Here is an 11,181-nt window from a genome sequence, read left to right as displayed (position 1 = left end):
GTATTATTTTGTAAAAAACAGCGCTATTGAATTCTTGTCAATATGGCTTCTTATGATGAAAGGTTGTGGCCCGTTTTGGTAACGAAACGGATAATTTAATAGGTAGGCTTGTAAAACTTGGGGTTTTAGGCTGACAGAGCATAAGGATAATGTTTTATTTATTTTCCTTGCCCATCGTTTTTTGAATAAGGAGCATAATAATGTCCTTACTTGCTTTTTCCATTGTTGCATAATCTTTTTTTATGCAGTCTGGAGTAATCCCTTGTACAGATCCGCTTATGCTTTGCCGTATGTAATATTTTGATACGCCATACTTTACAAACAACGCCTCTAAAATATTCGAATCATAGGATTTGTAAATTTTTGTCTTACTTTTATCCATTGCCAAATTTATTTTAAAAATTAAGGCAAAGATATGAACAAGTTTATAATTAAACAACATAAAATATAAAATTTCCTACAATTATACCACACATGACTGACTTGCAAAGAATTAAGATCGCTCTGGAAGCATTGATAAGTTTAGGTGCAGCAAAAAATCAAGAAGAGGTTGGAAAACTATTGGGGTATTCAAATAAATCATCGTTTTCGCATGTATTAAACGGAAAAGTTAACCTTCCAGCTGATTTTGTGGACAGGTTGTGCGCTTTAAGTACTGCTATAAATAAGGATTGGATTAAATATGGAATTGGAAATATTTTGAAAAATAATGATGATGCAGATGCAGACTATAATGGCAAAAATGACAATTCGTATATAAATACATCTTTTGCTGGAGTTTCTCATAAAAATTATACACTGCCTCTTATTTCTGCAGAAACTATGATTGAATATAATTCAGGTAATAAGGAGATTACTGACCTGAATGCTGTAAAATTTTTAATCCCAACCTTTAAAGATTCTGATTATTTAATGACTGTAACGGGCAGTTCGATGTATCCTAACTATAACAATGGCGATATCGTAGCCTGTAAGCATTTGTCTCCTGATACGTTTTTTCAATGGAATAAAGTGTATGTTGTAAATACGGAACAAGGGGTTTTGGTAAAGCGTATCTGCAAATCAGATAATGACGATTTTGTTACTGTTGTAAGCGACAATAAAGATTATGCCCCGTTTGAATTACCAAAATCTAAAGTACTTTCTATTGCTATTGTAACGGGAGTAATAAGATTAGAATAAAATTTTTTATTTCGGGTAAATTATAAACTTATTCATAATTATTTTTAAGGCTTTTTTCTTACAAACATACTAAAGTTTAAAATTGTTGAAAAAAAATCGCTTTTTTGAGTGTTAAATATATGCGGTATTTTTTAACATTTGAATTCATGCTTAAACACAAACAGACCCAACAGGTTTTTGATAATCTGTTGGGTCTGGGTTGTATTTTAGAATTGCTTTGTGGGGCTTCTTGCGTGTCCTTCTCCCTAATCCTCGGGATCGCTCAGGATGACAGCGATAGTTTTTCCAAATCGTTCCTCGCAATGACTATGCGTGTTTTTAATAAGCCGCAGTAAATCTAACTTGGTGGTGTTTTGGAGTTTCTGCTTCATCAGCAATAGCAACCGCTAAATCCTCTACAGATAAAATACTTCTTTGTTCGTCATTAAATACAGGATTTTCTAAACCTAAACGGTATTTTCCGGTTCTTCCTGTTGTAATTCCCTGATGCATTTCGAGAGCAGGACTAAAAAATGCCCAGTCTAATTCTTTTTCCTCTTTAATGACATTTAGATAATCTCTTGCAGCAGAAGCTGCAGTATAATATTCCTTTGGAAATTCTGGAGTATCAACTGCCTGCACGCCTGGTGCTACATATAAACTTCCGGCACCTCCAATAGTGATAAAACGTTTTACACCTGATTTTTTTGCAGCTTCCTGAATCGATTTTGATCCGTTTTCGAAATCAGAACTATAGTTTGAATTTGTCCAGCCCGGGTTATAAGCATTAATGATAATATCATGTCCTTTTAAAATTTCGGCTAATGCATCTACATTAAAAATATCTGCGGCAGCCCAAGATGCGTTGGCAGTATCTTTTGGAGTTCTTGCAATTGCTGTAATTTCATGTTTTCTATTTGCCAATTCGTTTAAAATTGCTGAGCCTACAAATCCTGTTGCTCCAATAATTGCGATTTTCATAATATATAAATTTATTTAGTAATAAAAAATGTTACAGTTTTGTGTAAAAAAATAGTTTTAAAACTGGTTCGAAAAATCTTCTAAAGAAATTCCCTGTAATTGTGCGCTCACTTTTTGATTCATGTCGGCATACAAAGCATCCAGGTTTTGGTTGATCTTTTTCCCCACAGGACAATCCGGATTAGGCTGATTTTTAGCATAACCTAAATTGATGGTTTCAAAAGTCATTTCAAATATTTCTTTTAAAGTAAGTTTTGAAGAATCTACAGCCAGTTTTGTACCGCCATTTTTTCCTTCTTTACTTTCTACAATATGATGGGCTTTGAGGTTTGCAATTTCTTTTCGAACCAAAACGGGATTTAAATTAATACTTCCTGCAATATATTCTGATGATAAATAATCATTCGGGAATTTATTGAGGAGCGTAAGAATGTGAATCGTTATGGCAAATTTACCTGAAAGCATACTGTAATAAAATATATTACAAATGTAATAAGTTTTATTATACGAAAACTAATTTTAACTAAAAATTAATTCTGTTTGCTTCTTTGCCTGATGTATATTTTTTTAAACACATAGAAACATAGTTATTCTTTGTCTAAAAGAGAAGATCAAAAGAAACTAGTTTCTCACATATAGTCCCGAAGCTTAATGATACTGCCCGAGGTTTCGGGACTATGTGCTAATTTAAATTAGGTGTAATTTGTTTTATACATCAATTTATAAATCCTTATTTTTGTTACTTACCCTTGATATGAACAACTTTATTATAATATTCTTCTTTTTGTTTTTAGGATTGCTTTTGCAGAATGTAAAGCGGTTTCCAACTCATATTTATAAAACGATTAATAAAATTGTTATTTATGTCTGCCTTCCGGCGATTACTTTATATCATATTCCGAAAATTGAATGGAGCAACGAATTATTGTTCCCGATAGGAGCGGGGTGGATTAGTTTTTTTCTGGCTTTTGTATTTTTTCATTTTTTGGGGCGACGACTGGGCTGGTCAAATAAATTAATTGGCTGTTTGATCCTGACTGCGGGATTAAGTAATTCATCGTTTTTAGGATATCCTATTGTTGAGGCTTTGTTTGGAAAAAAAGGTTTAGAAACGGCAGTATTGGTAGATCAGCCGGGAACATTTGTGGTGGTTTCGACTTTGGGTGTTTTTGTGGCGGCTTTTTATTCTAAAGGAAGTCCGGATTTTAAAAGCATTTCAAAAAAGATTCTTTTATTTCCGCCGTTTATAACTTTCGTTGCGGCCTGTTTGCTCAACGTTTTTAATTATGATTTAGATTCGAATATTCAGCCCTTTTTATTGAAATTAGGAAGTTTGGTTACGCCTTTGGCTTTATTTTCGGTTGGATTGCAATTGACTTTTGATCGAAAAAGCAAGCATTGGAAATTTTTACGCCTCGGACTTTTCTTCCGTCTTGTTGTAACGCCGCTGATTATTTTTATTCTCTATGTTTTTGTTTTTAACCAGCGTTCTGAAGCGATAAAAATTACGATTATAGAAATCGCCATGGCGCCTATGATTACGGGTGCAATTCTGGCTTCGACTTATGGTTTAAAACCAAAATTAAGCAGTATGATGATTGGCTTTGGGATTCCTGTTTCGTTTGTAACGCTTGCTATTTGGTACTTTGTGGTGGGGTTTATTTAATCTATTATAATCGTTGGGTGTAATTATTTTCAACACATAGAAACATAGCTTTTCTTGTTTAAAAAGAGAAGGTCAAAAGAAACTAGTTTCTCACACATAGCGCCTATGTTTGTTAATGCAAATGAAACGCCTTTTTAAGATTACAAAATCTATGTTTCTATGTGTTAAACTAATCTTCAGATGAATTTAAAATACTAACTAGATAGAGAATGTAGAATTTTAACTTTTTTTTAATTCTTACGTGTTTTCTAAATGTATTTTTTAGTTAATTTTAGAGGAACTAAAAAATATAAATTATGTCAACATTAAGATTAGGCGATATAGCTCCGGATTTTCACGCAGAAACCACACAAGGACCAATTAATTTTCATGAGTACTTAGGAGATTCATGGGGTGTTTTATTTTCGCATCCGGCAGATTTTACTCCTGTTTGTACTACTGAATTGGGAACTGTAGCGAACTATGTTCCGGAATTTTCCAAAAGAAATACTAAAGTTATTGCTTTGAGTGTAGACGGTTTACAGTCGCATTTAGAGTGGATTAAAGACATTAACGAAACTCAAAATACAGAGGTTAATTTCCCAATTATTGCCGATGAAGATAAAAAAATAGCAACGCTTTATGATATGCTTCATCCTAATGCGAGCGATAAATTTACAGTACGTTCTGTTTTTGTTATTGGTGCCGATAAAAAAATCAAATTGACGTTGACTTATCCGGCTTCTACAGGAAGAAATTTTGACGAATTACTTCGTGTTATTGATAGTTTACAATTAACAGCAAATTACAGCGTAGCTACTCCGGCAAACTGGAAAGATGGTGAAGATGTAGTAATTGCACCGGCGATTCCGGATAGTGATATTCCGGCGAAATTCCCAAAAGGATATACACCAATTAAACCTTATCTGCGTTTGACTCCGCAACCGAACAAATAAGGTTCTAAGTTGCTAAGATACTAAGGCGCTAAGATTTTTTTAAAGATACTAGGTGCTAAGTTTCTAAGTTTTTTGAGAGATTAAACTCTTAGTGGCTTAGAAATTTAGCACTTTTTTTTAGATGCTAAGTAGCTGAGATTCTAAGATTCTGAGTTTTTAGAATATAGAAAAAATCTTAGCGACTTAGAATCTCAGCATCTTAGATCCTTTTATAAGATATATTCGTAAAGAAAAAAACTTAGTATCTCAGAATCTTAGAAACTTAGCATCTCAGAACCTTAGAAACTTAGCTTCTTAGTAACTCACTCATCTTTTTCTTATCTCCAACTACCCAGATAATATCGTTAGGCTGTAAAAGTAAACTCGATTCGGGATTTAAAATACGATTTCCGTTTCTTTCGATTCCTACTACCATTCCACCGGTTTTTCCTCTAAATTGGCCGATGCTTTTTTGGGTGAATTCTTCCTGGGAAACTTCTAGCTGACGTAATACAATTTCAGATTCTTCGATTGTTTTGGCTTCAATTTCGTTTTGGGTCAGGTATTTGGTAAACTCGGTAATTTGGGCATCGGTACCAATTACGCAGATTTCATCTCCGGGAAATAAACGTTCGTTTTTAGACGGAATTGGAATCGTTACTTCACCACGGCGTATATAAGCAATGTTGATTCCAAGAAGTTCCCTGATCTTTAATTCTTCCAGCGTTTTTCCGGCAAGGTTTGATTCTTTTCCAATATCAAAAATAGACATGTGACCGTCCCACGGCATTAAATTGGCATAACGTCTGTCGATTTTTTTGTTTTCGCGGTCGTTGAGGTTTTTCAAAAAGTGATTTTCGATTTTATGATATTGCTCGTTCAGTTTTTTTGGAAAAAGCTGATAGGCTCCAATCGCAATAATCAAGGCCACAAAAGCGACTAAAGGCGAGAAGAAGATATTCAATAAAAATCCAACGAAAAATAATCCAAGGCTCATTCTGATTAAAATAAGCATTAAAAGTGCGCCTCGGTATTTACGTTCTTCCCAAAGTATTTCGACTTCATCCACTTTTACACGACGCAGCGATAATGCCCATAAAAAGGGTGCAATTACGGCTAAAGTTATAAGTGCGGCCAAAGTGTTCCCGAATCGTGTATCGGCAACTAAAGGAGCTATGAATTTTGATGATAATAAAATGATTGCAGTTATAATTATAGTATGAAGAATTATCTGTGTAATAGAAGATCTCAATACAACCTGCCACGTACTTACAGATTTAATGGCTTGTGCATTTAAACTGTATCGGTTAATATTTTTTACCCATCTTTTTGGCATTTTTTGTTCTAAAACCTGCGCAAAAGATTCGGAATATTTAATTAAAAACGGAGTTGTAAAAGTTGTAATGGCTGAAACAGCCACAATTATAGGATACAAGAAATCACTTGTCACTTTTAATGTCATACCAAGTGTTGCAATAATAAAAGAGAACTCGCCAATTTGTGCTAAACTCATTCCCGTTTGAACGGATTGTTTCAACGGCTGACCCGAAAGTAAAGCTCCAATAGAGGAACTAAATGCTTTCCCGAAAATAGTTAAAAGCGTAATTAAAGCCACCGGAAGCGCATATGTAACCAATGTTTCCGGATTAATCAACATTCCTACCGACACAAAGAATACGGCACCAAATAAATCTTTTACGGGCTGAATTAAATGTTCGATTTTTTCTGCCATGGTAGTTTCAGCAATAATAGAACCCATAATAAAAGCTCCCAAAGCCGGAGAAAAACCAACATTTGCAGCAAAAATAACCATCATTAAACACAATGCTAATGAAATAATCAGCAGCATTTCATCGGTTAAAAGATGTTTGGCTTTTTTCAAAATAGTCGGGATAATAAAGATTCCGCCCAAAAACCATATAATTAAAAAGAAAACCAATTTTAAAACGGATTGTATCAGCGCGCCGCCGGAAACCTGATCGCTCACGGCAATTGTCGATAATAATACGAGCATTAAAATGGCTACGATATCTTCAACAATTAAAGCTCCAAATACAATCCCAACGAACTTTTTTCCTTTTACGCCCAATTCATCAAAAGCCCTGATAATAATAGTGGTTGACGAAATAGAAAGCGTTGCCCCGAGAAAAATGCTGTCCATTTTTCCCCAGCCCATCCATTGTCCAACACAATAACCAATCAGTGTCATGAATAATATCTGGGTAATTGCTGTGACAGAGGAAGTTCCGCCCACTTTCATTAGTTTCTTAAAACTAAATTCGAGTCCTAAACTAAATAAAAGAAATATAACCCCAATTTCTGCCCAGACTTCGACACTTTTCATGTCGGTTATTGAGGGAAAAAAATCAAAATGGTTTCCGGCCAGGAATCCTGCAATCAGGTATCCTAAAACCAGCGGTTGTTTCATTTTTTTAAAAATTAGAACGGCAATTCCGGCAGTCATCAGGATTAATCCCAGATCACTAATTAAAGGTTGTAAATGGTGTGTACTTTCTGCAGCGGCATTTAAGGCAATCATAAAGTGGTATTTTTCAGGAGTATAATCCAGCTTTTTTATTTCTTATAAAAGTTCACTAAACTTCTATTAAAATCAATTCAGGTGAACTAATCTGGATACTCCGGGTTAAAAAAAAAGCTATCTCGATAAAGATAGCTTTTTTTGACAAAATATTTTAGGTTTTCTTTAGATTCCTGTGTAATTACTAGGAGTTATTTGCATTAATTCGGCTCTAACAGCATCAGAAACTTCTAAAGTCGCAATAAAATTATGAATTGCGTTTTTATCAATAGCTTCGTTTGTTCTTGTTAAACCTTTTAAAGCTTCATACGGATTTGGATACGCTTCACGGCGTAAAATAGTTTGAATAGCTTCGGCAACAACTGCCCAGTTTTTCTCTAAATCTTCAGCAAATTTGCTTTCGTTCAGCAATAATTTGTTCAAACCTTTCAGTGTAGCTTCAAAAGCAATAATGGTATGTCCAACTGGTACACCAACATTACGTAAAACGGTACTGTCTGTTAAATCACGCTGTAATCTTGAAATAGGAAGTTTAGCCGATAAATGCTCAAAAATAGCATTAGCGATTCCTAAGTTTCCTTCAGAATTTTCAAAATCAATTGGGTTTACTTTATGCGGCATAGCCGATGAACCAATTTCGCCTGCTTTGATTTTTTGTTTAAAATAATCCATTGAAACATAAGTCCAGATATCACGGTCTAAATCGATAATGATATTGTTGATTCTTTTTAAACCATCAAAAAATGCAGCAAAATGATCGTAATGTTCTATTTGAGTTGTTGGAAAAGAATGTTGTAAGCCTAATTCATTTTCAACAAAATTAGTTCCGAATTTTTTCCAGTCAATTTGCGGGTATGCTACATGGTGTGCATTGAAATTTCCTGTTGCACCGCCAAATTTAGCTGCAAACGGAATATTGAATAACAAACGCATCTGCTCTTCTAAACGCTCTACAAAAACAAGGATTTCTTTTCCTAAACGAGTAGGTGAAGCCGGCTGTCCGTGCGTACGTGCCAGCATTGGGATATCTTTCCATTCAACACTTAATTCTTTTAATTTAGAAATTACAGCAATCAATGATGGCGTATAAACCTGCTCAAAAGCTTCTTTTGTAGAAAGCGGAATAGCAGTATTATTGATATCCTGAGATGTTAATCCGAAGTGAATGAACTCTTTGTATTGAGATAAACCTAATTTTTCAAAAGCATCTTTAATAAAATATTCAACCGCTTTTACGTCGTGGTTGGTTACTTTCTCTGTTTCTTTAATCCAAAGCGCATCTTCAGTAGAGAAATTTTTGTAGATATTTCTTAAACTGTCAAATAAGTTTGAATTTACACCAGAAAGCTGAGGTAAAGGAATTTCGCATAAAGCGATGAAATATTCAATTTCAACCAGTACACGGTATTTTATTAAAGCTTCTTCAGAAAAGAAAGGTGCTAAATTTTGAGTTTTATTTCTATATCTTCCGTCAATTGGCGATATAGCATTCAATTCGTTTAGAGTAGTCATTGTTATGTTGTTTTTCGAAAGGTGCAAATATAAACAGAATTTGCGGATTTAAAGTAATCACAAAGTCAATTGAAAGCAATTTAAAAGGGAAAAAAGTAGATAAAACACGAATTTCACGAATTGACACTAATTTTTTTTACTTACTTATTAGATAATACAAAATATTCGTGCTAATTCGTGAAATTTGTGTTCAATAAGTGTGTTCAATAAATTATGTGTTCTTAAATCGATTTTAATTTTTCTCGTAATTCTGCAACTCCTTCAGATGCAACTTTTGCAATAACTTCCACTTTGTTTCGAATATTCGGAATTGAAATAGGTTTTGGATCAATATAAAAAACAGGTGTTGTACTGGGAGCATAAGAAATTAAACCTGCCGCAGGATAAACCTGTAATGAAGTTCCAATTACGGCAAAATAATCTGCTGTTTCGGTTATGTCAATTGCTTCTTCAAGTGCCGGAACTTCTTCACCAAACCAGACAATATGCGGACGTAACTGATGTCCGTTTTCGTCTAAATCACCCGTTAGTAAATCCTCTGTCCAGTCTAAAATTAAATTTCGATTTCTGACACTTCTCACTTTTAATAATTCGCCATGCAAATGCAAAACTTTGGTACTTCCGGCACGTTCGTGTAAATCGTCGACATTTTGAGTAATGATATAAACGTCAAAATCTTTTTCTAATTCGGCTAAAATTTGATGTCCTAAATTAGGCTGTACTTCCTTAAGCTGCTGGCGTCTTTTATTATAAAAATCGAGAACTAATTCCTGATTTTTATTCCAGCCTTCGGGAGTTGCTACTTCCATAACGTCGTGGCCTTCCCATAAACCATCGCTGTCACGAAAGGTTTTAATACCGCTTTCGGCACTAATTCCGGCGCCGGTTAAAACAACAAGTTTCTTTTTCATTTTGAAATTTATTAAAAGATAAAAATAGCAATTTCGAAAAGGTAAGGCGATTCTTTTTTAATATTTTTGAGAGGCAATAAAACCGTAATTATACTTATTGTTTTGACTTTGCAGATTATTTAGTTTTAATGCCTCATAAAAACAAAAGAAATTCTAAATGATTTTAATTCAGTTTACAGGATTATCGGGTTCAGGAAAAACGACATTGGCTCAAAATGTTCGGCATTTATTAATCGAAAACGGTTATAAAGCTGAAATCGTTGACGGCGATGTGTACCGAAAAACGATTTGTAAAGATTTAGGATTTTCTAAAGAAGACCGCTGCGAGAACGTAAGACGTCTTTTTAATGTGGGACGAAATTTTGTTGCCGAAGATACCATTACTTTAATGTCAGTAATAAATCCGTACGAAAGTCTGCGAAATGAATTAAGAACACACGAATTTGTGCGAACTGTTTTTTTAGACTGCTCGATAAATAATTTGATTGAAAGAGATCCGAAAGGTTTGTATAAAAAAGCCTTACTGCCGGAAGATGACCTTAACAGAATTAAAAATTTTACGGGAATAAGCGACGTTTTTGAAACTCCCGAAACAGCAGATTTAGTCTTAAAAACCGATTTAGAAACAGTATCTTTTTCAACAAATAAACTTTACGACTTCATTATTGATAATTTAAGGAAAGAACTTTAATCTTAAAAAACGGATTCCTGAATTTGTAAAATTTTGCTTATCTATTTAACGATTGGGTTGGTGTATTTTATATATTTACAGGACCAAAAACAAATCTCAAATTTAACCCTAAGCTTATGAATCCTTCGTCAAGCATACTTCCTATTTCCTTTTCGATTGAAAAATTACAGCAAGAACTTACGATTTGCGAAAATGATTTATGGACTCCGCATTTTAATACCAACCGATATGAGGGAAAATGGACAAGTGTTTCTTTACGATCACAATCGGGCTTGGTAAACGATATTACTTCTTTTTCAAATAAAGAATACCAAAATACGCCGCTGCTGGACCGCTGTCATTATTTTAAAGAAATTATGGATTGGTTTCAATGTGAAAAAGAAGCCGTACGATTACTGCGATTAGGGCCAAACAGCGAAATTAAAGAACATGTAGATAATGACACTTCTTATGAAGATGGATTTTTCAGGATTCATGTTCCTATCATAACCAACTCAGAAGTTTTTTTTTATGTAGATAAAAAATTGGTTCCAATGAAAATGGGAGAGTGCTGGTATGCTAATTTCCAGCTTCCGCATAGTGTTGAAAATAAAAGCTCCGAACCGCGAATTCATCTTACTCTTGATTGTATTCGAAACGATTGGTCTGATAAATTATTTGCCAAAATGGGTTTTGATATTCATGCTTCTTCCAATAAAAACGAATATTCTGATGAGGTAAAACAACAGATTATTGCTGAGCTTTCGCGAAATCCATCAGAAATGACAGCAAAAATTATCGCAGATCTTCAGTCAAAATAAAATAAA

Annotated in this window: 11 protein-coding genes; 5 read left to right on the top strand and 6 right to left on the bottom strand. The window is 34.1% G+C overall.

From position 1 onward, the window contains the following. Positions 1 to 154 precede the first annotated feature (154 nt). On the bottom strand, positions 155 to 382 hold the full coding sequence (locus tag J2Y38_RS03495; RefSeq protein WP_309839602.1) for a hypothetical protein: 228 nt from the start codon (positions 380 to 382) through the stop codon (positions 155 to 157). A gap of 92 nt (positions 383 to 474) precedes the next feature. Here J2Y38_RS03495 and J2Y38_RS03490 point away from each other — a divergent pair, with 92 nt between their 5' ends. After that, the gene (locus J2Y38_RS03490; RefSeq protein ID WP_309839600.1) at positions 475 to 1,182 is read left to right on the top strand and encodes a S24 family peptidase; all 708 of its coding nucleotides are present in this window, start codon (positions 475 to 477) and stop codon (positions 1,180 to 1,182) included. 318 nt (positions 1,183 to 1,500) lie between these two features. Here the strand turns inward: J2Y38_RS03490 and J2Y38_RS03485 are convergent, their stop codons facing one another. Both J2Y38_RS03485 and J2Y38_RS03480 read right to left on the bottom strand, forming a co-directional pair. Beyond that, positions 1,501 to 2,142 (bottom strand): NAD(P)H-binding protein, encoded by a 642-nt coding sequence (locus tag J2Y38_RS03485; RefSeq protein ID WP_309839598.1) that lies wholly within the window; start codon positions 2,140 to 2,142, stop codon positions 1,501 to 1,503. A 57-nt stretch (positions 2,143 to 2,199) separates the two neighbouring features. Beyond that, the gene (locus J2Y38_RS03480; RefSeq protein ID WP_056201713.1) at positions 2,200 to 2,607 is read right to left on the bottom strand and encodes an Rrf2 family transcriptional regulator; all 408 of its coding nucleotides are present in this window, start codon (positions 2,605 to 2,607) and stop codon (positions 2,200 to 2,202) included. Between the two features lie 271 nt (positions 2,608 to 2,878). Between J2Y38_RS03480 and J2Y38_RS03475 the strand changes: the two genes are divergently transcribed. Further along, positions 2,879 to 3,808 carry an AEC family transporter gene (locus J2Y38_RS03475; protein ID WP_309839596.1) on the top strand — a complete coding sequence of 310 codons (930 nt, stop codon included), beginning with the start codon at positions 2,879 to 2,881 and terminating at the stop codon, positions 3,806 to 3,808. Positions 3,809 to 4,104: 296 nt separating this feature from the next. Further along, positions 4,105 to 4,743 carry a peroxiredoxin gene (locus J2Y38_RS03470; RefSeq protein ID WP_309839594.1) on the top strand — a complete coding sequence of 213 codons (639 nt, stop codon included), beginning with the start codon at positions 4,105 to 4,107 and terminating at the stop codon, positions 4,741 to 4,743. A gap of 286 nt (positions 4,744 to 5,029) precedes the next feature. Here J2Y38_RS03470 and J2Y38_RS03465 read toward each other — a convergent pair whose 3' ends face one another. The 3 genes from J2Y38_RS03465 to J2Y38_RS03455 all read right to left on the bottom strand — a co-directional run bounded on the left by J2Y38_RS03465 (position 5,030) and on the right by J2Y38_RS03455 (position 9,684). After that, on the bottom strand, positions 5,030 to 7,261 hold the full coding sequence (locus J2Y38_RS03465) for a cation:proton antiporter (RefSeq protein WP_309839593.1): 2,232 nt from the start codon (positions 7,259 to 7,261) through the stop codon (positions 5,030 to 5,032). 165 nt (positions 7,262 to 7,426) lie between these two features. Continuing rightward, positions 7,427 to 8,773, bottom strand: a complete 1,347-nt coding sequence (gene purB / locus J2Y38_RS03460; protein ID WP_309839591.1) for an adenylosuccinate lyase — start codon at positions 8,771 to 8,773, stop codon at positions 7,427 to 7,429. 221 nt (positions 8,774 to 8,994) lie between these two features. After that, complete coding sequence (locus J2Y38_RS03455; protein WP_309839589.1) at positions 8,995 to 9,684, bottom strand: NAD-dependent deacylase; 690 nt, start codon at positions 9,682 to 9,684, stop codon at positions 8,995 to 8,997. Positions 9,685 to 9,841: 157 nt separating this feature from the next. Here J2Y38_RS03455 and cysC point away from each other — a divergent pair, with 157 nt between their 5' ends. Together cysC and J2Y38_RS03445 are read left to right on the top strand one after the other, a co-directional pair. Further along, a complete protein-coding gene (gene cysC, locus J2Y38_RS03450; protein WP_309839588.1) occupies positions 9,842 to 10,375 on the top strand; it encodes an adenylyl-sulfate kinase in 534 nt (177 codons plus the stop codon). Positions 10,376 to 10,491: 116 nt separating this feature from the next. Then, on the top strand, positions 10,492 to 11,175 hold the full coding sequence (locus J2Y38_RS03445) for an aspartyl/asparaginyl beta-hydroxylase domain-containing protein (RefSeq protein ID WP_309839586.1): 684 nt from the start codon (positions 10,492 to 10,494) through the stop codon (positions 11,173 to 11,175). The last annotated feature ends 6 nt before the right edge of the window (positions 11,176 to 11,181 follow it).

This window comes from Flavobacterium sp. 2755, from assembly GCF_031455715.1.
Classification (GTDB): domain Bacteria; phylum Bacteroidota; class Bacteroidia; order Flavobacteriales; family Flavobacteriaceae; genus Flavobacterium.
This window is presented reverse-complemented; position numbering and strand designations above follow the sequence as displayed.

Bases quoted from the DNA above. Each gene is read 5' to 3' on its own strand.
- J2Y38_RS03495 (WP_309839602.1), bottom strand. From the start codon at position 382: ATGGATAAAAGTAAGACAAAAATTTACAAATCCTATGATTCGAATATT.
- J2Y38_RS03490 (WP_309839600.1), top strand. From the start codon at position 475: ATGACTGACTTGCAAAGAATTAAGATCGCTCTGGAAGCATTGATAAGT.
- J2Y38_RS03485 (WP_309839598.1), bottom strand. From the start codon at position 2,142: ATGAAAATCGCAATTATTGGAGCAACAGGATTTGTAGGCTCAGCAATT.
- J2Y38_RS03480 (WP_056201713.1), bottom strand. From the start codon at position 2,607: ATGCTTTCAGGTAAATTTGCCATAACGATTCACATTCTTACGCTCCTC.
- J2Y38_RS03470 (WP_309839594.1), top strand. From the start codon at position 4,105: ATGTCAACATTAAGATTAGGCGATATAGCTCCGGATTTTCACGCAGAA.
- J2Y38_RS03465 (WP_309839593.1), bottom strand. From the start codon at position 7,261: ATGATTGCCTTAAATGCCGCTGCAGAAAGTACACACCATTTACAACCT.
- purB (WP_309839591.1), bottom strand. From the start codon at position 8,773: ATGACTACTCTAAACGAATTGAATGCTATATCGCCAATTGACGGAAGA.
- J2Y38_RS03455 (WP_309839589.1), bottom strand. From the start codon at position 9,684: ATGAAAAAGAAACTTGTTGTTTTAACCGGCGCCGGAATTAGTGCCGAA.
- cysC (WP_309839588.1), top strand. From the start codon at position 9,842: ATGATTTTAATTCAGTTTACAGGATTATCGGGTTCAGGAAAAACGACA.
- J2Y38_RS03445 (WP_309839586.1), top strand. From the start codon at position 10,492: ATGAATCCTTCGTCAAGCATACTTCCTATTTCCTTTTCGATTGAAAAA.